We start from the raw sequence: 21977 nt of genomic DNA, 5'->3' as shown, positions 1-21977 counted from the left end.
CGTAAGTTCGAGTGAGAGAGTCGATGTATGGCCGGTAAGCTCCGGGCGCGTTTGACCAGGTCGGAAGCATTGACCGATCAGCCTGACTTCGCCCTTGTCGGGGTGCTGCGCATTCCCCAGCTACAGACCAGTCCGGCGCGGGCCATCTACAAGCGAGTTCTCATCGCATTGGGTGCTCTCGGCGCCGCCGTGTTGATCGTCTACATCGATCGCGCCGGATACCGAGACGCACAGGACAACGAGCTGTCGCTGCTCGACTGCATCTACTATGCGACGGTTTCGCTCTCGACCACCGGCTACGGCGATATCACTCCGTTCACTCCGTCGGCGCGCCTGGTCAACGTCCTGTTGATCACGCCACTTCGAATCTTCTTCTTGATCGTGTTGGTCGGAACCACACTTTCAGCTCTGACCGAGAGTTCGCGTCAGGCGTTCAAAATTCAGCGTTGGAGGCAGCACGTGCGTAATCACACCGTCGTCGTCGGATACGGGACCAAGGGGCGGACGGCAATCGAAGCAATGCTCGGTGACGGTGTACCGGCGTCGGAGATCGTGGTCGTCGATACCGATCAGACAGTCCTCGACTCCGCGGCGAGCAAGGGCCTGGTGACGGTGTTCGGTTCGGCGACGAAATCGGACGTACTCCGGTTGGCAGGCGCGCAGAATGCGTCGTCGATCATCGTCGCCACGAATCGTGACGACACCGCAGTGCTCGTGACGCTGACAGCCCGCGAAATCGCGCCGAAAGCCAAGATCGCCGCAGCCATCCGTGAAGCCGACAACGCGCATCTTCTGCGTCAGTCCGGCGCAGACTCGGTGGTCGTGTCCTCGGAGACGGCAGGTCGACTCCTCGGCATCGCGACCACAACGCCCACTGTCGTGGAGATGATCGAAGACCTTCTGACCCCGGAAGCCGGATTCGCGATCGCCGAGCGCGCAGTCGAACGTGACGAGGTCGGCGGCTCTCCGCGTCATCTCTCCGACATCGTGCTCGGGGTAGTTCGCGACGGCCGTCTGGTTCGCGTCGGTTCGCCCGAGGTGGACGCCGTCGAGGAGAACGATCGCCTGCTCTACATCCGCCGCGTCACGAACTGAGTGCTGCCGAGCTTCGTGCGCGCAGTAATGTCGTGAGCGTGAACGACTTCCAGCTGACCGAAACACCGCTGCTCTCACGCTCGAGCGTCGGCCGCGCCGAGGAATTGCGGTCGGATGCCGCCGCACTGACCACGGGTTGGGCGGACGCGCTGCTCCTCCGTGTGAATTCACGGGGTCAGGTCAAGGTCTCACCGGAAGGTCAGTTGGTCTTCGCCGAGGCAACCGAACTGGGTCCGGAACCGGTGCGCGGTGCAGTGTTCCTGGGAATTCGGGAGAATCGCCACGTCTGGGCGGTGCGGGTGTCGCTGCTGGCGGGCACGTTGTCCGAGTTGCGCATGCTCGGCGGAACACTCGACGACGCCGACGCCGGTTTGTTGACCGGTGCCGTCGCGATTCTCAACTGGCACGACAGTGCCGGATTCAGCGCTATCGACGGCGCACCGAGTGAACCCACCATGTCCGGCTGGTCACGCATTTCCACGTCCACCGGCCACGAGGAGTTTCCCCGAACGGATCCGGCGGTCATCTGCCTGGTGCACGACGGCGGCGATCGAGTTCTACTCGCTCGTCAGCCGACCTGGCCGCAGCGACGTTTCTCGATTCTCGCGGGATTCGTCGAGGCCGGGGAGTCGCTCGAAACGTGCGTTGTCCGCGAGATCAAGGAAGAAGTCGGCATCGACGTGCACAGCGTTCGATACCTCGGGAGCCAGCCTTGGCCGTTCCCTCGCTCGGTGATGTTGGGCTTCGCCGCAATCGGCGACCCCGCCGCTCCGCTTCTGTTCGCGGACGGCGAGATCGCCGAGGGCACCTGGTTCACGAAGGACGAGGTGCGTGCCGCTCTCGAACTCGGCGACTGGGGTTCGGAAGCGGACGCGCCACTGCTGCTGCCCGGCTCGATCTCCATCGCTCGCGGAATGCTCGAGAGCTGGGTCAAATAAGCGCTGGGTCAGACAGCTGCCTGAAAGGCTCTAAAGACCCAGGGCCTGCTTGACCTGGTTGAGCGACGGGTTGGTCGCGACGCTGCCGTCGCCGTACTTCACGGTCGGAACGACGTGATTTCCACCGTTGACGCTGCCGACGAAATCGGCTGCTGCCGGATCGTTCTCGATGTCGATCTCGGTGTACTCGATCCCCGACGCGTTGAGCTGCGTCTTGAGGCGGCGGCAGTAGCCACACCACGTGGTCGAGTAGATGGTCAGGGCAGGCGCATTTTCGGTAGAAGTCACGGCCGATATAACACCACGACCGAGAGCGTTGTTCCGTATCGGCCCGTGTTCTCTTGCCCACATACCGTCGGGCGCGGCGAATGGCGTGTCGGAACGTCCTGCCATGATGGTCCCCATGCCTGCGGACACCGGACTGGATCCAGAACAATCGGCCGCCGTGCTCGCGCCACGCGGCCCGGTATGTGTCCTCGCGGGCGCTGGAACAGGCAAAACCCGCACCATTACCCGCCGGATCGCGCATCTGGTTGCCGACGGTCATGTCTCCGCCGGCCAGGTGCTTGCCGTGACATTCACAGCGCGAGCGGCCGGCGAAATGCGTGGACGGCTTCGTGAGCTGGGGGTTGGTGGAAGTGGGCCGCAGGTACAGGCTCGCACCTTCCACGCCGCCGCTCTTCGTCAACTCAAGTACTTCTGGCCGCAGGTGATCGGTGACACGCCGTGGCGTCTGCTCGATCGGAAGTTCGCGGTTGTCAGCAGTGCCGCCGCTCGTGTCGGGTTGTCCACCAGTACGGAAAGCGTGCGCGACCTCGCCAGCGAAATCGAGTGGTCCAAGGCCTCACTGATCGCTCCCGAGGACTACCCACGCGCGATAGCCAAGATTCATCGCGAGGCGCCGGTCGATGCCACCAAGGTTGCGCAGGTCTACGCGGCATACGAAGAGCTGAAGGCACGTGGCCAGGACGGCATGCTCCTCGATTTCGACGATCTCCTACTACACACCGCGGCTGCGCTCGAAGAGCATTCGACGGTTGCCGACGAGTTCCGCGAACGGTACCGCTGCTTCGTGGTCGACGAGTATCAGGACGTCACCCCGCTGCAACAGCGTGTGCTCGACGCCTGGCTCGGCGACCGCGACGACCTGACCGTGGTGGGCGATGCGAATCAGACCATCTACTCCTTCACCGGCGCCACCCCGAACTATCTGTTGGACTTCTCGCGGAAATTCCCCGAAGCGACCGTCGTCCGGCTCGAACGGGACTACCGCTCCACCCCTGAGGTCGTGTCGCTGGCGAACCGCGTGATCGGTGCAGCGCGCGGACGGATCGCCGGGACGCGTCTTCAATTGATCGGGCAACGCGCTCCGGGGCCTGAGCCGGAGTTCATGGAGTTCGACGACGAGCCTGCCGAAGCGCTCGGCGTTGCGCGGGCGATCAAACGGCTGATCGCGGCAGGCACTCCAGCGGCCGAGATCGCTGTTCTGTATCGGATCAATGCTCAGTCGGAGGTGCACGAGCAGGCACTCACCAAGCTCGGCATTCCGTTCCAGGTGCGTGGTGGAGAGGGCTTCTTCACCCGCACCGAGGTCCGTCAGGCAGTGGCGGCACTGCGTCAGGCCGCCGGACGAGACGACCTCCCCGAAGGCGCAGACAACGGCGAAGCGCTGGTTTCACTGGTTCGCGCTGTACTCGCGCCACTCGGTCTGACCAATGAAGAACCTTCGGGCACGCAAGCCCGCGAGCGCTGGGCGTCGCTCTCGGCTCTCGTGGCGCTGACCGAAGAACAGCTCGTCCACGAACCCGAACTGTCGCTCTCCGGGCTTCTACAAGAGCTCACAGCCCGAGCCGAGGCGCGGCACCCACCGACCGTGCAGGGCGTGACGCTGGCTTCGCTTCACGCGGCCAAGGGGCTCGAATGGGATGCGGTGTTCCTGGTCGGCCTCAACGACGGCACCCTGCCGATCCAACACGTTCTCGGCGACGCCAATTCGGGCGCCGACGACGTCGCGGTGGAGGAGGAGCGTCGGCTTCTGTACGTGGGGGTTACCCGCGCCCGCGAGCATCTGCAGCTGTCTTGGGCATTGGCTCGCAATGAGGGTGGACGCAAGTCCCGTCGCCGGTCGAGGTTCCTCAACGGGCTCATCCCCGAGGACTCACCGGCTTCGCGCGTTGCCGCGCCGTCGTCGGGGAACAAGAAGCGTCCGCGCTGCCGCGTCTGCGGCAAACCGTTGATCGGGACGTCGGCGACAATGCTCGGGCGCTGCGAAAAATGCCCGTCCAATGTCGACCTGGAATTGCTCGAGCACCTCAAGGCCTGGCGTCTGGACAAGTCCCGAGAACTCAAAGTTCCGGCCTATGTCGTCTTCAGTGACAACACACTGATGGCTATTGCCGAACAACGACCACAAGACAATCGTGGACTGGTTTCGATCCCTGGAATCGGGCCGAAGAAACTCGACAACTTCGGAGAAGACGTACTAGCTGTCATTCGCGGCGAACTGCGTGCGGCAACACTCGATATCTGAAATGCATCCGAATCGACAACGGTGAGTTACATAACCGCAGGTCAAAAATAGGTTGTGCAGATTCGACGAATTCTCTACTCTGGTTTTCAGTGTTACGGGGCAACCTGTGCGCAGAAACTATCCGGACCGACACGAAATGGAGGTGGCAAAAAAATGACGAACTTGATCTCGTATGAAGCGTGCGCAAGCGCAAAGTTCGCTGTTGCCGCCCCCATGCTGCCGCGTGCAGCGGGATGGGCGCAGCATGCGTTCCGCCTGCGCCCTCAAGCAGCAGCAAAGAAAGCAGCTGTCGAGTCCGTGTTCTTAAGCCATCGAGGTATTTCTCGGTAGGACACATCCGTTCACTTACGGCCACGGACCCGCAGCCCCTGCGGACCGTGGCCTTTGTGTTGGATACCCCTCTTTATCCGGTTTCCGACTCGGCTCAGGTTCGCACCCATCGAACCCATATCGTGCGACACAGTTTCGCATCCGAGCACTAGGAGACCGAGTTGTCTGCCCAGACAATCCGCGTGGAATCCGAAAACTCCACCACTGCAGTAACTTCCACCGACGTCACTTCGGCTGCAGTCACGTTCATCGAGGTCGCGTCAACCCGCCGCGACCTGCCGTGCCGGGCATCCAACCCCGATCTCTGGTTCGCCGAAGCTCCGGCCGAACTCGAGCAGGCGAAGGCACTGTGCGCGCAGTGCCCCATCCGTTCCCGTTGTCTCAGTGCGGCTCTCGACCGCGCCGAGCCGTGGGGGGTGTGGGGAGGCGAGATCCTCGATCAGGGGGCCGTCATAGCGCGCAAGAGACCGAGGGGGCGCCCACGCAAGCAACTCGTGTGCGCGTGAGAGCCCTATTCGGCGGAGCCGGTGTCATCCAGAACCGGCTCCGCGAACCCTGGCAACCAACGAGTCAGGATTTCCATGTACGGGGCATATGCGTCCAACTGGGCGCATATGCCGACCGAACCGAGAAGAACTCGGAAGATCATCAAATACTCGGCCGGAAGGTTGAGTGCACGGGCCGTTCGGAACTGCGCACTGTTGAAGTCAGTGGCGGTTCCGGCGGCCTTTTGCAGCCACGACCGAGTGAAGTGAAATGACTCGGTCTGGATCGGGTCGGTGAAGGGTCGCAGGTAATCCGCGATCTCCTTGTCGGTCACCGTGCGTCCGGGAATCACGAAACCGTTGGCGCGCAACAACTCCGTCAATTCGTCGAATTGTTCCTCGACAGCCAAGCGCACCATCGTGCCGAGAACCCGTGGCAGTCCGTTCGGGAACGGCGCAGCAGCACCGAAGTCGATGACGCCGAGTCGGCCGTCCTCCAGAAGCATGAAATTGCCGGGGTGCGGGTCGCAGTGGAGCAAGCCGACACGGGCCGGAGACGCGAAGTGGAATTCGGCGAGTAATGCACCGGCAGCATTGCGCTGCTCCGGCGTTCCACTTTCGATGATTCTGGTCAACGGGGTTGCCGTCATCCATTCGGTCACGACCACTTTCGGCGCGCTCGCCACGACGTGCGGGATCACGAATTGGGGATCGCCGTCGAATTCTTTTGCAAAAGCTCGCTGATTGTTCGCCTCGATCCGATAGTCGAGTTCTTCCTCGGTGCGCGCGGTGAACTCCTCGATCACGGGGCGCACATCGACACCGGGCATGACCGAACCGAAGAGACCGGCAAATCTGCCCAAGGTCTTGAGGTCGGCGCGTAGAGCTTCGTCGGCGCCGGGGTACTGAACTTTCACGGCCACGTCGCGGCCGTCCGCCCAGACCGCACGGTGAACCTGCCCGATGCTTGCCGACGCGGTCGGTTCGTCGTCGAACGACTGGAATCGGTCGCGCCATTTGGTTCCGAGTTGCTGATCGAGCATCTTGTGTACTTGCTTGGTCGGCAGCGGCGGGGCGGCGGCCTGGAGCTTGTTCAGCGACTCGCGGTACGGCTCCGCGAATTCCTCCGGAATCGCCGCCTCCATGACGCTGAGCGCTTGGCCCAGCTTCATCGCGCCGCCCTTGAGTTCGCCCAGCACCGCGAACAGTTGCTCGGCGGCCTTCGCGCTCAATTGCGCGTCGATCTCGCCTTTGTCGCCGCCGGCGAGCTTGCGTCCGAAGCCCATGGCGGCGCGACCGGCCATCCCCAGGGGGATGCTCGCGAGTTTGGCAGTACGGGCAGAACTCTTGCGTGGGATCTCGGACACCACACCATCATGTCTGACTGGGGCGTCCTTTGCCCGAAACAGGTGCCAGGTATTGGCAACTGCAAGATATTTGCCGAGGCCAGCGCCTGGTTGTGATCCGATACGGACGGAGCGCGATCTCGAGCGTCGACGACAGACTCGCCGCATGCGTCGCCGCTGTCTCGGATAATGCGGAGTCGATCTCGGCCAGGGCCAGCGCGACACTTGCATGGATCATCGCCGATTCCGCGTGGCCGGCGCTGCCGAGTAGCTGCGCGGACAGATGAAGCCAATGAGGGTCGAGTTCGGATCGGATGATGTCGGCGCATCGCAGGCAACTCGACTGGCCCGGCACGACAAGAGGACCGATCACGCCGTTGCCGTCGCGGATGCGGACGGAAAGGTGGGGGAGTCCGCAGCGAACGAGATCGCTGACCAGGCGAGGATCAGTGACAACGTCGTCGGCCAGGACCACCAGTTGTTCGTTCCACGTGCGCACGACGTCGGTGTTGCGATACCCGCGCGAGCGACGCGTGCTTACCCCGCCGGTGACCAGGGCGCGCTCGACGGCGTCCGAGAGTGGACCGACACCGTGGATCCGGACGGACACGGTCCTCCTGGCGGCAGTGTGGACGAATCCGGAATCGGTGAGTTGCTCGAGCAACTTCTCCGTCACCGACGTCGAAATCCCGCGCGTCGATGCTTCCCACAGGATGGTCGCGCGGGATCTGGAGCCGTCCATTTTGCGGAGGATCGACTTCACCGCGCGCGCATCGACCCCGACAGGCAGCGTCAGCAGGACGGCACGTCCGGGTGTCCATCCCAGCTGCAGCCGACCGTCCGGGCGCGACAGAACAGCGATCCGCGGGTCCCATCGGGGTCCCGCGGATCGCTGTGACGTGCTGTTCTGTGTGGTGTCGTCTTGCGTGTCACCGGTCATCGTTCGATGCTGGCACGGCGGGCCGTCGGCGAGTCCGCGTCAGTGACAGTTATCCACAGGACGTCAGCATGGCTGAACTGCGAAAATGTGTCGAGAAGGAATTATTTCTCTTCGTCGTCCTCGCGGGTCTTGTCCATCGCTGCCTCGGCCGCACGCTCTTTTGCCTCGACGGCTTCGAGCTGGGCGATCGGGTCGTCGAAATTGCCGGCTTCGCCGCCGCCGAGGACCCGGGCGACAAATCCGTCCGGTGCGTCGAGATCGCTCGAATCGGGCATGAGGTCAGGATGTGACCAGACGCCGTCACGAGTGTCCATACCGGCTTCCGCGGTGAGCTTCTGCCACAACCCGGCCGCTTCACGGACCTTGCGAGGACGAAGTTCGAGTCCGACCAGCGTCGCAAAGGTCTGTTCGGCGGGGCCGCCGGTGGCACGGCGACGCCGCAACGTCTCGCTCATCGCGGCAACACCGGGCAGTCGCTCGCCGAGTGCGGCGGTGACGACCGTCTCCACCCAACCCTCGACCAGCGCAAGCAGAGTCTCGAGCCGTTCGAGAGCGGCTTTCTGCTCCGGGGTGTTCTGCGGCTCGAACGTGCCCTGCTGCATCAGCGCTTCGAGCTTGCTCGGATCGGTGAGAGCGGACGGGTCGAGGTCCTTGGCAAATTCTTCCATTGCCGAAAAGTCCATCGTGATCCCGCGGGCGTATTCCTCGACTGTGGCGAGAACACGCTGTCGCAGCCACGGAACGTGACTGTAAAGGCGCTGATGAGCTGCTTCCCTCGCGGCGAGGAACACCAGAACTTCCTGATGCGGCTGTTCGAGACCCTCACTGAACGCCTGAACCGCAGCGGGGAGAAGGGCCGCGGTGCCCTCTGGTCCGAGGGGCAAGCCGATGTCGGTGGAGGAGAGCACCTCAGTGGACAGTTGGCCGAGTGCCTGGCCCAATTGCGAGCCGAACGCGAGTCCACCCATCTGGCCGAGCATGCCCAGCATCGGGCCCGCCATCTGCTGTGCTTCGGCGGGAAGTCCCTGGACCCACATGCCCGCCACCTTCTCGGCCACCGGATCACAGAGTCGCTTCCACGTGTCGATCGTGTTGTCGAGCCAGTCGTTCGGAGTCCAGGCGAGAGTGCGGCTCGCTCCGGCCGGAAGCGTCGTTGCGGCGTCCAGCCACATCTCGGCCAGATGTGCGGCGTCGGCGATCGCCTTGACATTGCCCTCGGTGATCGGTGTAACCGATCCGATCTGTTGGCGTGCCAGCTTCTTGGCGATGTCGTAGTTCACCGGGCCGGAAGTACCGCCCTGGCCCATCGACGAGCCCATCCCGCTCAGCATCTGACCGAACTGGGTGAGCATCTGGCCGAGCTGAGCCGGATCGAATCCCTCACCGCCCGCGCCGAACCCGAACGGCGTGTCACCACCCCCGAACGGATTGCCACCCGCCGCGTTCTTGTCGCGATCGGGATCGTCGTCGGAGTTGGAGAAGCCGAACGGCATATTGCTCATACCTCAACGGTACAAGGCTCGAGCGGTCGGAGTCGCCCTCCGAGTCACGCTGACGGCGAACACGCACGGCGCTCAGGCGGTGCGATCGGTGCTCCGGCGCCTTCGCGCTTTACTCTGGATCAGGTGAATCGACGGATAGTGACGCTCTTGGCCGCACTCGCACCCATCGTCGTGTTGGGAGTCGTCGGAACAATGGTCACTGTTCCTTATGTCGCACTCGGCCCTGGCCCCACCTTCAACACCCTCGGCGACGTCGACGGTAAGCCTGTCGTCGACATCCAGGGGACCGAAGTCGATCCCACCGACGGCAACCTCAACATGACAACGGTGTCGGTTCGCGACGGCCTCAACATTTTCGAAGCGTTCGGACTGTGGGCGAGTGGCAGCAACGGACTCGTCCCACGCTCGGAGATCTATCCGCCCGAGAAGTCGAAGGAAGAGATTCAGCAGGCCAACACCGCCGACTTCCAGCAGTCCGAGGACAGTGCCGAGTTGGCTGCACTGCACTTTCTCGGTAAGCCGGTGGCACTCACTGTTTCGAAGGTGACCCCGGACGGCCCTGCCGCGGGTGCCCTGCAAGAAGGCGATGTCCTGGTCAAGATCGGCGACACTCCGGTAACCACCATCACCGGCGTTCAGGACACGGTCGGTGCGATCGCGCCCGGCACCGCGATCGACGTTACCGTCCTTCGCGAGGGTGCGGAGACCGTTGTACCGGTCACCGTTGGGGCGCGGCCCAACAAGCCCGAATCGGGTTACCTCGGCGTCACGCCCAACGAGGTCCCGGACGTTCCCTTCACCGTGCAGTTCAACCTTGCCGACATCGGCGGTCCTTCTGCCGGACTGATGTTCACACTGGCGTTGGTGGACAAGCTGACTCCAGGGGAGCTCAACGGCGGAAAGTTCGTGGCCGGAACGGGCACCATCGACTCCGACGGCGAGGTCGGTCCGATCGGCGGTATCAGGTACAAGTTGATCGCCGCCTCCGAAGCCGGTGCTGAGACCTTCCTCGTGCCGGCCCAGAACTGTGACGAGGCGAAACAGAATGCGCCGGACGGGCTTCGACTCGTCAAGGTCGACAACCTGCCCGGCGCAGTGGACTCACTCGAAAGCCTCAACACGGGCGGCGACGCACCCCGCTGCTGAAACCTGCCTTGCCGAAGACAGACTCGGTCAGTCTTCTTCTTTCAGTCTTCTTCGACCTCGTCGAGCGTCGCATACAACGCGTGAACCAGGTGAGGTGCAAGACCGTCGTAGGTGAGCAGTTCCAGGTCGCCGTACGGATCCGCATCCTCGTCGGGACGCATCTGCAGAAGCGACAGCGAAGGACCGTCACGGAGCACGCCGACGAACAGTCGAGCCTCGCGTCGATCGGGATGCGCGTTGGCCGTCAGTCGCGCGACCTCGTCCGCAGCATGCTGATCGGTCAATACCGGCGCCGTGGCGTGATCGAGATCCGATTCCGCCTCGGGCGGCAGGACGACGATCTCCTGAACCAGGATGCAACCCTGCACCGACTCGGGCCAATGCGTCGTTGCCAGGAACTCGTCGAGTGCCCGTGAACCGCCGATGATGTCCTCGGGAAGCGATTCCTGTTCGATCGGTGTGTATTCGGCGCCCTCGGCGAGTTGGTCGAGCAGTCCTGGTTCGGCCGCGGCGAGCATTTCGGTAGGCACCAACGCGTACAGCTTCGGCGGTTGATCCCAGCCTTCGGCGTCGATGTGGTCGACAACTTCATGAACGCACCGGGCGAGGGCACTCGGTGATCTGCTCATATTCTCTTCACTCACACGTTCATCCTCCCACCTTCTGTCCGGCTCCCTGCTCTCCGTGTTGTCAACCCGTGACCGTTGTTACGTAGAGTGGTCGGAAACGGCCAAGTCCACTCGGGCGTGGCCGCAGTGATCGATGCAATCGGTTGCGACGCCACGGCGTCGCCAAATCTTGGAGCGTGGCACGTGGGCATGCGGCCCCCCGCAGGTTTACCCTCTCTGTCCAGACGCAGTCGAATCTTGTTGGTGGTGGCTGTCGTAGTGGCGGCCTTGCTGCTCGTGGGGCCGCGACTGATCGGCATGTACACGGACTGGTTGTGGTTCGGAGAAGTCGGCTACCGCGGTGTCTTCACCAAGGTTCTGCTGACGCGATTCGTGCTCTTCCTCGTGGTCGGAATTGTCGTCGGAGCCATCGTGTGGCTCGCGATGCTTCTCGCGTACCGCGCACGTCCGGTGTTCGTTCCGGTCTCCGGACCCAATGATCCGATCGCGCGCTACCGCACGACCGTCATGTCGCGACTTCGTCTGTTCGGCGTGATCATTCCGGTCGCGATCGGCATTCTCTCCGGTCTCATCGCGCAGGCCAACTGGGTCACGATCCAGTTGTTCCTCAACGGTCAGCCGTTCGGCATCACCGATCCTCAGTTCAACTTGGACGTCGGCTTCTACACGTTCGATCTGCCGTTCTACCGCTTCGTTCTGAATTGGTTGTTCGTCTCGATTCTGCTTGCCTTCGTGGCAAACCTGGTTACCCACTACGTTTTCGGTGGGATCAAGTTGGCCGGGCGCGCTGGGACATTCACGACTGCCGCACGTGTTCAACTGGCTGTCATCGCCGGCACCTTCGTGCTCCTCAAGGCGGTGGCGTACTGGTTCGATCGGTACTCGTTGATGTCGAGTAGTCGTAAGGAACCGACGTTCACCGGTCCGGGCTTCACCGACATCAATGCGGTTCTGCCGGCGAAGCTGATTCTGTTGTCCATTGCGGTCATCTGCGCCTTGGCGTTCTTCGCCTCGATCTTCACGCGGGATCTTCGGATACCGGCCATGGCAGTCGCTCTACTGGTTCTTTCGTCGGTGCTCGTCGGTGCGGTCTACCCGATGATCGTCGAGCAGTTCTCCGTCAAGCCCAATGCGGCGCAGAAGGAGAGCACGTACATCGAACGAAACATCGAAGCGACCCGTCAGGCGTACGGGATCACGGAAGAAAACGTCGACTACGTCGACTATCCGGGAGTTGGCACCAAGCAGCCCCAGGACGTTCCGGCCGACCGGACCACGATCGCGAACACCCGACTGCTGGATCCGACGATCCTGTCGCCGACGTTCACCGCTCAGCGTCAGCTCAAGAACTTCTACGGGTTCCCGCAGACGCTCAACGTCGACCGCTACGAACAGGACGGCCAGCTGCGCGACTTCGTTGTCGCCGCGCGTGAGCTGTCGCCGAACAACCTTTCCGGGAACCAGACGGACTGGATCAACAAGCACACGGTCTACACGCACGGCAACGGTTTCGTCGCGGCCCAGGCGAACGAAGTCACGGCCGTGCAGGGCGACAGTCAGAACAACACCGGTGGTTACCCGATCTACTCGGTCAGCGACCTGACGACCACGCCCGAGAACGAGAACCTCAAGGTAGACAATCCTCGGTCGTACTACGGCGAGGTGATCAGCCAGTCGGACGCCGATTACTCGATCGTCGGTTCCGTCGACGGCGAGGGACCTCGTGAGTACGACACCGACACCTCGAAGTACACCTACACCGGTTCGGGTGGTGTCTCGATCGGCAACTGGTTCAACCGTCTTGCATTCGCGGCGAAGTACACCGAGCGCAACATCTTGTTCTCGAGTGCAATCGGCTCGAACTCGAAGATCATCTTCAAGCGTGATCCGAAGGAAAGGGTCGAGGAGGTCGCGCCTTGGCTGACGACCGACGGCGCTGCCTACCCCGCAGTGGTCGACGGCAAGATGCAGTGGATCATCGACGGCTACACCACCGCCCAGGACTACCCGTACGCGCAGCGCAGTTCGCTCGACGGGTTGGTCGAGGACAGTATCGACCAGACAACCGGGCGCCTCATTCCGCGTCAGGAGTTCTCCTACATCCGTAACTCCGTGAAGGCCACGGTCGACGCCTACGACGGCACGGTCACGCTCTACCAGGTCGACGAGCAGGATCCGGTTCTGAAGGCGTGGATGGGAGTCTTCCCGAACACGGTGAAGCCGAAGAGCGAAATCTCGGACGACCTGCAGGCACACTTCCGCTACCCGGAAGACATGTTCAAGGTTCAGCGAGAGATGCTGGCGAAGTACCACGTCGACGATCCGAGTGAGTTCTTCACCAACAACGCGTTCTGGTCAGTTCCGAGTGATCCGACGATCGACACGTCGGCCAACCAACCGCCGTACTACGTGCTGGTGGGCGACAAGGACACCGCGAAGGCGGATTTCCGTCTGACCAGTCCGATGGTCGGGTTCAGTCGTGAGTTGCTGTCGGCCTACATCTCGGTGGCGAACGACAAGGAGAACTACGGCAAGTTCACGGTGCTGCAGTTGCCGACCGATACGCAGACTCAGGGTCCACAGCAGGCTCAGTCTGCGATGACGTCGGATTCGCGTGTTGCTTCGGAAGTGTCACTGCTCAAGCAGTCGAACAAGATTCAGTACGGAAACCTGCTGACTCTGCCGATTGCCGAGGGTGGAATCCTCTATGTCGAGCCTTTGTACTCGCAGCGAAACTCGCAGAACGCGTTCCCTCAGTTGGCGCGTGTACTGGTGAGCTTCAGCGACACCAACGGCATTCGGATCGGCTATGCACCGACCGTCTCCGAGGCGATCAGTCAGATTTGGCCGGGCGCAGGTTCGGCAGCGACTGTCACCCAGCCGGCACCCGATCCGGATACCGGAGCGCAACCGGAAACGCCGACTACTCCGACGGCACCGGCCCCGCCGGCTTCTTCGGATGACGTCACGAAGGCGCTGGCCGAGGTCAATTCGGCAATGGCGGCATTGAAGTCGGCGCAACAGAGCGGTGACTTCACCAGCTACGGTGCTGCGCTCGACCGCCTGCAGAAGGCTGTTGACGCGTACCAGGCGCTGCCGAGGTAAGCGGCGTCAGTTCATGAACAGCAGAAGGCCCACCATCCGATCGGATGGTGGGCCTTCTTGTGTGCTCAGTGAAGCTGTATGAGCTGAATCAGCGCAGTGCTGCAACGATCGGTGCGTTGGCATCGGAGAGCTGCTGGAACTGTGCGGCGAATCCGTACTGGCCGGCGAGGTCACGAGCGGTGTCGTAAGCCTGCTGTGCGGCGGGCTTGAGCTCGGCCGGGATTTCGACGGCGGGAGCAACTGCGGGTGCCTCGGCGACGGGAGCCGGTGCTGCGGCGGGAGCCTCTTCGACTGCCGGCTCGCTTGCGACGGTCAGACGCTGGCCGCAGACGGGCCATGCGCCGGGGCCCTGGCTCTGCAGGGTGTTCTCGGCGACGCGGATCTGCTCTTCCTTGGAAGCGTTGGCGGGCGAGCCGGTGCCACCGTTGGCGGTCCAGGTGCTCTGCGAGAACTGCAGGCCGCCGTAGTAGCCGTTTCCGGTGTTGATGTTCCAGTCGCCACCGCTCTCGCACTGTGCGACGCCGTCCCAGTTGTGGGTGGCTGCGGAAGCGGTGCCGGTGCTCATGGTGAGGGGCACTGCGACAAGTGCGCCGGCTACTGCCAATGTGCCGAATGCACGCTTGCTGATGCTGGTGTACGTCATGTCGGGGTAAATCCTCTCCGCGCTTGCTGACATCGGCGGGCCTGCGGGTCGGCGATGATGCTGACTTTCCCGGGCGCTTGTCTCTCCGTGTCTCTGCCCCTCGAAGGTTTCGGGGGTTCCGATCCCGCGGGGCAGAGTGGAGCAGCGGCGGGTCGGCGTTCGCCCGGTTGATTCGGGCCGGGACCGACCGTACGGGAGCGCTGAACGAGGGTCGATTCGCGATTTTCCGGACCACCTGGTCTTCTCCCATCCAGGATTTTCGGCGTTTATGCTGGTAGAGCCTTTCCGATGCCGTTTCGAGGTACGTTCGTTACATGCTTGTTATGTGTTGATGCTCACGGGCATTTTGTGAACCCAGTCACCCGATTCTTCGACTTTCAGGCGTGTATTTCGCTCCAGCGCAGGCGATTTGCGTTCCGTTCATCTGCTCGTGTAACTTTGTCAATGCATCGCGGGGTGGAGCAGCTCGGTAGCTCGCTGGGCTCATAACCCAGAGGTCGCAGGTTCAAATCCTGTCCCCGCTACTAGAAAAGGACCGCCGCACTGGATTCCAGTGCGGCGGTCCTTTTTTGTGCGCAGCCGTCGTAGGGTGGCGACGTGCGACTCTCGAAGATTCTTTTGGCGATGGCGGTGACTACTTCGCTGGTGGCCACCGCTCTGGCGTTCTCGGCAGGAAGCGCTGCCGCCGGTGGGCGGATCACCGATGCGAAGCGCGTGGTCTTCATCGTTCCAGGGCAGCAGCTCTACAACTCGGGAGAAACGCACCAGGCGACCTACCGCGCCCTCGCCGAGGCACTGAGCGCTGCGGGCTACGAGACACACTTCGTCGACGCACCCGGCAAGATGATTGCGGCCGACGCCGAGCTGATTGCCGATTCGATTCGCTCCTACGCTGCCGGCGCTGACTCCGTCGGGGTGATCGCGCACAGTGCGGGTGGACTGAGCTCCCGGTACTACGCGAAGTTCCTCGGTGGCTCCGAAGTAGTGGATTCATTCGTCGCCATCGGTGCTCCGCAGTACGGTAGCCCCGGTGGCTGCGTACAAGGCCCTGCCGACGGTTACGACACCTGCATGTTCTCCGAAGTTCTCACCAAGCTCAATGCCGGTGAGGACACTCCTGGATCTGCCTACTATTCGGTGGTGCAGAGCTCAGGCGAGTGGGCGGACGGTCGGTTGGACGGGGGCCAGTGCCGGGTGTACGTCGATGGCGTTCCCGGGGCCGGAACCGGAGCAGACCATCTCACCGAGCTCGAGCATCCAGAGGTCATCTCGGGAGCGATCAGCGCTTTGGGGCGCGACTGTGTCGGTACGTTCGTGGACGAGAACGACGGCGACATCACCTGGCCTGACACGTTGTTCCCGTCATTTCGGTAAAGCTTCAGGTCCGGGTTGTTCGGACGAGTAGCCCGGCTACGTGTGCGCTCGCGGCAGTTCTGGCCCCCAAGGCGTCACCCGATTCGATGGCCGCGACTATACGAGCGTGCTCGGTGACGGCGATCCGCCGATTGAGCTCGAGGCTCCACATGTCCGAACGGTAGAGATGTGACTGTCCGTCGAGACGATGTAGGGCTTCACTGAGCGGGTGATTGCATGCAGTCTCACGAATCAAGGTGTGGAACTCGAGGTCCAGCGTCGAATCGCGACGCTGATCCGGCGGGCTCTCGAGAAGTTCGCGTTGCACCTGCACCATCTTGTTCAGCTGTGACACGGTTTCATGCGTGGCATTGGCCGTCGCGTTGAACGCCGCGAGACCGTCGAGTACCTCACGCACCTCGAAGACCGCGCGCAGAGACTCTGCGTCCAGCGAATCGACTTTTGCACCCGCATTTCGGGTGTGGACCGCGATGCCCTCGTAGATCAACTGCTGCACGGCCTCGCGGACCGGCGTTCGACTGACATTGAGCTTGCTCGCCAGCGCGGGAACACTCAGTGGTGTCCCCGGCGCCAGCTCTCCCGAAAAGATCAGTTCGCGAAGCGTCTCGTGCACGGACTCGGTGAGCAAAGCTCGTTCGGTGGTGGTCATCTTGTCCTCACTTCGATCCTGCACGATATCGACGGTACCCGGGAGCGCTATCCGGCGGCGCGCACCCGGTCAGCGCTGCGACTGTCGACGTCGGGCGCCGTCGCGCCTTTCAGTCCGGCCACTTTGGCCGCGATGTTCTCGGCGATCGTGATCGGCGGGTATCCCACCTCGCCCGGTTCGAGAGTCCCTGGCAGTGCTTCGATGACGGCGTCGTAGTTTCCGTCGAAAAAGAATGCGGCAGAGCGACGTCGGATGATCTGACCATCGACGATAGGTGGGTCGACTCGGTGCACTGTCGAGCGCCATCGGTCGTTCGTCCATCGTGCCATCGCGTCGCCGAGGTTGATCAAGAGTGCGCCGTCGGCAGGTTGGACGTCGTGCCATATGCCATCGGTACTCAGAACTTGAAGGCCCGGAACTTGATCTGCCCACAGGATGGTCAAGATTCCGAAGTCGGTGTGAGCGCCCATTCCCGTCATGTCGCCGGAGATGCGGATCTCGCCCTCAGGCAGTGCGTAGTTGTTCATCTTCATCGCGTCGATCGAATGGTCGAGCATCGAATCGAAGTACTCGGGCTGCAATCCGAGGGCGTCGGTAAAGGCGCACATCAGGATTCGTGCCAAGCCCTGGGCATGACGGAAATACTCTTCGATTGCCGGTCGGAATCCGGGCGCGGCCTCGGGCCAAGTGTTGGCGGCGTAGCTGGACTCGGGTAGGTCGACGCCCGGATAGTCGCTCACCTGCGTGCCCACGACTATTGCTTCGTAGAAATCGTTCATCTGGTTCGCAGCGGCGACGCCCAGGCTCATGCTGAGTGATTCCGACTTCGGTGGCGAGTAGCCACGGTTCTCGGACGAGGGACGGCGATAGTTGTTCTTCACCGTCAATGGGAGAGCAAAGAACTCGTCGAGAGCGTCGGCCAGTCCGTCGGTCGCCGATCGTGGAATGCTGTGTCCGACAATCTGTATGAATCCGACCTCCCGGCACGCGCGATCGAGTTGAGCTGCCACTTCCGCACAGGCAGTGCTGTTGGTGGCGTTTGCAGCTGCCTCGCCGCGGAGGTACGGGCTGATATCGATCGTAGGGATTTCGAAGGCGGGAATTTCGTGGGTCATTTAAAGTCCTTGCGGCCGGACGTGTGCCACTTACCGACGAGCACACGTGAGAGGAATCCAAAGGCAGAGAAGACGAGGACGCCGAACACCGACGCGATCACGATCGCGGCGATCAGATCCTCGGACTGAAGGCGGCTTCGGTAGACGTCGAGCAGGGTCCCGATCCCGGGTTGTCCTTTGGCGAAGAACATGTCGCCGATGATGGCACCGACGACAACAAGGCCGGAGGCGGTGCGGATGCCGGTGAGAATGGCCGGCATTGCCGCTCGCAGTTCGAGTTTCACCAGTCGATCCCAACGCGAGGCGCGGCCGAGGGTGAAGAGTTCGTGCAGTCCGCGATCGACCGATTGCAACCCGAAGTGTGTGTTGGTGATGATCGGGAAGGCCGCGATGAGAACGCAAACCAGGGTGCGCGCGGTCATGCCGTAGCCGAACCAGAGCCCGATGAGGGGGACGATGGCGAGGATGGGAATGACCTGCAGCACAACGGCATATGGATAGACGATCCGCTCGATCCACTTGGCCTGGCTCATCAGCACGCCGGTTCCGACGCCGACTGCCACCGCGACGACGAAGCCGACCAGCGCAACCTGTGCCGTCACTGCGAGGGCTTCGAGCATGGGAGAGAGGTGTTTCCAGTCGAGTAGCGACTTCGTCAGTACTTGACTCGGCGGCGGAAGGAGAAATCGACGTTCCGGGGAGAGAACGAGGTAGCTGACGATCGACCACGCTGCGACCGCGCCGGCAAGTGAGAGCAGCGGATAGAGCAGGAAGGTGCCGAGCGCTCTCATTCGAGAGGGCCGTCCGGACTGTGCCTGTGCTTGCGCCGTGGTCGCAGAATCAGTACGAACGGCGGTATTGCGTACGGTGGTGCCCTGTTGTACTGCAAGGACTTCGGTCATCGTGAGCTCCCATGGAGGCTGGCCGAGATCTCGGCGACGTGTTCGGTGTATCGGGCGTCGTAGCGCAGTTCCGGGCTACGCGGGTACGGGAAATCGATGTCCACGACCGAATGTATTCGTCCAGGCCTGGCGGTCATGACGACCACCTTGTTTGCGAGGTACACGGCCTCGGATACCGAGTGCGTGATGAACATCGAGGTGAACCCTTTGTCGGTGTAGAGCCTTTGGAGCTCTACCTGCATCTCCAGTCGTGTCATCTCGTCGAGCGCACCAAAAGGTTCGTCGAGCAGCATCACAGCGGGTGCGAGGGTGAGCGCACGCGCCAACGAGACACGCATCTTCATTCCGCCTGACAACGCATTGGGCAGTTGTTTCGCAAAGTCCGCAAGGCCGACTGCGCGGATTGCCTCGTCGGCGCGCAACTTTCGCGCTGCTTTGTCGCCGCCACCGAGTTCGGCCGATAATTCGACGTTGGCCTGCACGGTTCGCCAGGGGAGGAGAGTCGGCTCCTGGAAGATGAAGCCAACTGATTCGGTGTCGAGGGCAACCGCACCACTGGTCGGTCGCTCGAGGCCGGCCGCCATGCGCAACAAAGTCGACTTGCCACAGCCGGAGGGTCCGACCACGGCGACGAAGTCTCCTCGCTCCACGTCCAGATCGATGCCGTCCAGCGCGACAGTGCCGGTATCGAACTTCTTGACGACATCGGAAAAGACCATCTGCATCGGCGCGGTGAGCTTGCGAGCGTCGGCATCCTGCATCGTGTTCGCGAGTTCCATCTGAGCCTCCGGTTCGGTAATGCATGCAAAAGTTCTTCAATATGTAGGAACTATCTTGAATTGCATGTATGTCGCCTAGATTGCTGAATGTAAATGTGAGGTGACATTGCAGGTGAAGCGAGAATCCTGGCGCGCGTTACCTGATGGAAACAACGAGGCGATTGCATGTAATCCACGTGCTGCAGAGTGTGCTCATCGGATCGCCCTTCTTGGTTCGCCCACATCCCAATTGTTTTCACGAAGGAGACGCTGTGTATTCAAATCGCAAGGTGCATCCCAATCGCAGAAGTGTGGGAGCGGCGGGCGCGGCACTGGCCATCTGTGCAGCCATCGGATTGACTGCGTGCAGTTCCAGTGAGGCTGAGACGGCGAAAGCCGAATCTCTCGAACCAGCTGCCGAGGCGCAGAACCTTGCGGGTCTCTGTCCGGAAAACGTTGTGGTTCAACTCCAATGGCAGCCACAGTCGGATATGGGAGCGCTCTTCGAGATGCTCGGTCCCGGCTATTCGGTCGACACCGACGACAAGTCCGTCAGTGGGACTCTTGTCGCCGGAGGGAAGGACACCGGAGTCGACCTGACCTTGCGGGCCGGGGGACCGGCAATCGGGTTCCAATCCGTCAGCTCCCAGATGTACGTCGACGATTCCATCACTCTCGGCTTGGTGCACGGGGATCAGGTGATCGCGGCAGCGGCAAGTCAGCCCGTTGTGGCCGTCACGCCATTGCTCAAATACAGCCCGGCAATCCTCATGTGGGACAAAGAGTCTCATCCGGACTGGACGAGTGTTGCCGATATCGGCAAGTCCGACGCGAGTGTCGTCGTTTCCAAGGAGCAACTCTTTCCGCAGTGGCTCGTGGCGAAAGGACTACTGAAGCAGTCTCAGCTCGACACGAGCTACGACGGAGCTCCCTCGCGATTTGTCGGTGACCCGACCATCGCTCAGCAAGGATTCGCGAATTCGGAACCGTACACGTACGAGAAGGAGACGCCGGCGTGGGACAAGCCGGTTTCCTATGACCTGCTGAAAGATTCGGGTTTCGACATCTACGCGTCCAATGTTTCCGTTCGTGCCGACAAGGTCGAGACACTCTCGCCGTGTTTGAGCAAGCTGGTTCCGATCATTCAGCAGGCCACCGCGGACTACATCACTGCGCCGGATGCGGCGAATGCTGCCATTGTCGACGTCGTCTCGCAGGACGTGTCGTTCTCTCCCTACACCGAGGGTGAAGCAGCGTTCAGTGCCCAGCTCCTGAAAGAGAAAGGCCTGATCGCGAACGAGGCAGACGGATCCGTCGGCACGTTCGACATGACGCGAGTCGCTCACACCGTCGAAGAACTGAAGCCCATTCTCAACGCCGGGGGTGCGGCGATACCGCAGTCATTGACTGCTGAAGAGATCTACACCGACAAATTCACCGATCGGTCCATCGGAATCCGCTGAAGGAGCTCACAGCAAAATGACGTACGACATGACAGAACTCAACCGCGAGACCCGCATGGGTGGCCTGGGCACGGAGACCACCGACCGCGAGGTCCGAAGAATCGATCTCTCGGATTTCGAGAACCGGCGCAGCGAGATCGCCGAGGAGTTGTGGTCGGCAGCGACCGACATCGGATTCTTCCAAATCGTCAATCACGGAATCGATCTGGACCAGGTCCGCGAGGCTTTCGCGGCGGCCGAGCGATTCTTTGCACTGCCCACTGAGGTGAAAGCGCAGTACCCGCTCAAGAAGGGTTTCAACTCCGGCTGGGAGAGCATGACGCAGGTGCGTCCGTCCATCGGAACACCTGATCAGAAAGAGTCCTACCAGGTGACCCGCCCGCATATGGGTGATCTGTGGCCCACTGCAGACGAATTGGGTGGATTCCGCGAAACGATCCTGGACTTCGAAGCCAAGTGCTGGGGCATTGCGATGGACCTGTTGTCGTGCTTCGCCGAGAAGCTGGGATTCGAACGAGACTTCTTCACCAGGGCACATGACCCGTCGGTGGCCACCTACCAGAGCACACTGCGACTACTCCACTACTTCCCCCTTGCCGCCGACGCAGATGTCGAAGGGATGTGGCGTGCCGGAGCGCACACCGATTTCGATTGCCTGACATTGCTTTTCCAGCGTGACGGTCAGGGCGGGTTGCAACTGTGCCCGGGCAAGGAGATGGACACCCAGGAATGGACGTCGGTGGTGCCGGCCGAGGAAGCGATCACCTGCAACATCGGCGACATGCTGATGAGATGGAGTGATGATGTCCTGCCGTCGAATTTTCATCGAGTCAAGAGTCCCGGAGTCACCGATTATCGGGGAGCCCGCTACAGCCTCGCGTTCTTCGCTCAGGCGAACCGCGACGTGACCATCGAGGGGCCGGCGGGCAAGTACCCGCCGATCACTGCCGAGGACTACATCGACCAGCGAGTACGCGCGAACTTCGCGCGTTGATCCGTATCCCTTCCGTCACACACTTTTCAGGAG

The 21977-nt window shown here is 62.1% G+C and carries 19 protein-coding genes and 1 tRNA gene; 10 read left to right on the top strand and 10 right to left on the bottom strand.

Translation table 11 applies throughout. The features are described 5' to 3' along the window. Positions 1–27 precede the first annotated feature (27 nt). Both CPI83_RS18195 and nudC read left to right on the top strand, forming a co-directional pair. The gene (locus CPI83_RS18195) at positions 28–1095 is read left to right on the top strand and encodes a potassium channel family protein (RefSeq protein WP_003942296.1); all 1068 of its coding nucleotides are present in this window, start codon (positions 28–30) and stop codon (positions 1093–1095) included. A gap of 38 nt (positions 1096–1133) precedes the next feature. After that, positions 1134–2033, top strand: a complete 900-nt coding sequence (nudC, locus tag CPI83_RS18190) for an NAD(+) diphosphatase (protein WP_007731249.1) — start codon at positions 1134–1136, stop codon at positions 2031–2033. A gap of 30 nt (positions 2034–2063) precedes the next feature. Here the strand turns inward: nudC and CPI83_RS18185 are convergent, their stop codons facing one another. After that, positions 2064–2321, bottom strand: coding sequence for a mycoredoxin (locus CPI83_RS18185; protein WP_003942350.1), 258 nt, complete (start codon positions 2319–2321; stop codon positions 2064–2066). Positions 2322–2424: 103 nt separating this feature from the next. Here CPI83_RS18185 and CPI83_RS18180 point away from each other — a divergent pair, with 103 nt between their 5' ends. Together CPI83_RS18180 and CPI83_RS18175 are read left to right on the top strand one after the other, a co-directional pair. Beyond that, positions 2425–4563, top strand: coding sequence for an ATP-dependent DNA helicase UvrD2 (locus CPI83_RS18180; protein WP_097387527.1), 2139 nt, complete (start codon positions 2425–2427; stop codon positions 4561–4563). A gap of 512 nt (positions 4564–5075) precedes the next feature. Further along, on the top strand, positions 5076–5399 hold the full coding sequence (locus CPI83_RS18175; protein WP_003942321.1) for a WhiB family transcriptional regulator: 324 nt from the start codon (positions 5076–5078) through the stop codon (positions 5397–5399). A 5-nt stretch (positions 5400–5404) separates the two neighbouring features. On the opposite strand, the gene CPI83_RS18170 is transcribed toward CPI83_RS18175, so the two are convergent. The 3 genes from CPI83_RS18170 to CPI83_RS18160 form a co-directional block, all read right to left on the bottom strand. Beyond that, positions 5405–6748, bottom strand: a complete 1344-nt coding sequence (locus tag CPI83_RS18170) for an AarF/UbiB family protein (protein WP_020907132.1) — start codon at positions 6746–6748, stop codon at positions 5405–5407. A 4-nt stretch (positions 6749–6752) separates the two neighbouring features. Continuing rightward, on the bottom strand, positions 6753–7664 hold the full coding sequence (locus CPI83_RS18165; protein WP_053062054.1) for a hypothetical protein: 912 nt from the start codon (positions 7662–7664) through the stop codon (positions 6753–6755). A 101-nt stretch (positions 7665–7765) separates the two neighbouring features. Then, positions 7766–9166: a zinc-dependent metalloprotease gene (locus CPI83_RS18160; RefSeq protein WP_024487215.1), complete on the bottom strand. Its 1401-nt coding sequence runs from the start codon at positions 9164–9166 to the stop codon at positions 7766–7768. A 123-nt stretch (positions 9167–9289) separates the two neighbouring features. Between CPI83_RS18160 and CPI83_RS18155 the strand changes: the two genes are divergently transcribed. Beyond that, on the top strand, positions 9290–10312 hold the full coding sequence (locus CPI83_RS18155; protein WP_198586309.1) for a PDZ domain-containing protein: 1023 nt from the start codon (positions 9290–9292) through the stop codon (positions 10310–10312). A gap of 41 nt (positions 10313–10353) precedes the next feature. Here the strand turns inward: CPI83_RS18155 and CPI83_RS18150 are convergent, their stop codons facing one another. Beyond that, entirely contained in the window at positions 10354–10941 is a 588-nt protein-coding gene (locus tag CPI83_RS18150) for a PPA1309 family protein (protein WP_007731266.1), read from the bottom strand. Between the two features lie 183 nt (positions 10942–11124). Between CPI83_RS18150 and CPI83_RS18145 the strand changes: the two genes are divergently transcribed. Continuing rightward, positions 11125–14046 carry a UPF0182 family protein gene (locus tag CPI83_RS18145; protein ID WP_020969246.1) on the top strand — a complete coding sequence of 974 codons (2922 nt, stop codon included), beginning with the start codon at positions 11125–11127 and terminating at the stop codon, positions 14044–14046. 88 nt (positions 14047–14134) lie between these two features. On the opposite strand, the gene CPI83_RS18140 is transcribed toward CPI83_RS18145, so the two are convergent. Next, a complete protein-coding gene (locus CPI83_RS18140; RefSeq protein ID WP_019747833.1) occupies positions 14135–14689 on the bottom strand; it encodes a transglycosylase family protein in 555 nt (184 codons plus the stop codon). Positions 14690–15139: 450 nt separating this feature from the next. On the opposite strand from CPI83_RS18140, the gene CPI83_RS18135 reads away from it, so the two are divergent. Together CPI83_RS18135 and CPI83_RS18130 are read left to right on the top strand one after the other, a co-directional pair. Further along, a tRNA-Met gene (locus CPI83_RS18135) sits at positions 15140–15213 on the top strand. A gap of 73 nt (positions 15214–15286) precedes the next feature. Further along, positions 15287–16063: a lipase gene (locus tag CPI83_RS18130; RefSeq protein ID WP_070796183.1), complete on the top strand. Its 777-nt coding sequence runs from the start codon at positions 15287–15289 to the stop codon at positions 16061–16063. A 4-nt stretch (positions 16064–16067) separates the two neighbouring features. Here CPI83_RS18130 and CPI83_RS18125 read toward each other — a convergent pair whose 3' ends face one another. The 4 genes from CPI83_RS18125 to CPI83_RS18110 are packed head-to-tail and all read right to left on the bottom strand — an operon-like array spanning position 16068 to position 19508. Further along, a complete protein-coding gene (locus tag CPI83_RS18125; RefSeq protein ID WP_020907137.1) occupies positions 16068–16712 on the bottom strand; it encodes a GntR family transcriptional regulator in 645 nt (214 codons plus the stop codon). Positions 16713–16759: 47 nt separating this feature from the next. After that, a complete protein-coding gene (locus CPI83_RS18120; RefSeq protein ID WP_097387525.1) occupies positions 16760–17827 on the bottom strand; it encodes a 2-oxoglutarate and iron-dependent oxygenase domain-containing protein in 1068 nt (355 codons plus the stop codon). Next, positions 17824–18729 carry an ABC transporter permease gene (locus tag CPI83_RS18115; RefSeq protein WP_020969249.1) on the bottom strand — a complete coding sequence of 302 codons (906 nt, stop codon included), beginning with the start codon at positions 18727–18729 and terminating at the stop codon, positions 17824–17826. The genes CPI83_RS18120 and CPI83_RS18115 overlap by 4 nt, the downstream gene beginning before the upstream one ends. Further along, entirely contained in the window at positions 18726–19508 is a 783-nt protein-coding gene (locus tag CPI83_RS18110) for an ABC transporter ATP-binding protein (RefSeq protein ID WP_019747838.1), read from the bottom strand. The genes CPI83_RS18115 and CPI83_RS18110 overlap by 4 nt, the downstream gene beginning before the upstream one ends. A gap of 251 nt (positions 19509–19759) precedes the next feature. On the opposite strand from CPI83_RS18110, the gene CPI83_RS18105 reads away from it, so the two are divergent. Next, a complete protein-coding gene (locus tag CPI83_RS18105) occupies positions 19760–20950 on the top strand; it encodes a nitrate ABC transporter substrate-binding protein (RefSeq protein WP_097388207.1) in 1191 nt (396 codons plus the stop codon). 16 nt (positions 20951–20966) lie between these two features. Further along, positions 20967–21944, top strand: coding sequence for a 2-oxoglutarate and iron-dependent oxygenase domain-containing protein (locus CPI83_RS18100; RefSeq protein WP_020907141.1), 978 nt, complete (start codon positions 20967–20969; stop codon positions 21942–21944). Positions 21945–21977: the final 33 nt, after the last annotated feature.

The sequence above is a fragment of the Rhodococcus sp. H-CA8f genome (assembly GCF_002501585.1).
Classification (GTDB): domain Bacteria; phylum Actinomycetota; class Actinomycetes; order Mycobacteriales; family Mycobacteriaceae; genus Rhodococcus_F; species Rhodococcus_F erythropolis.
The sequence above is the reverse complement of the archived record's forward strand: the minus strand, read 5'-3'. Positions and strand labels throughout refer to the sequence as shown.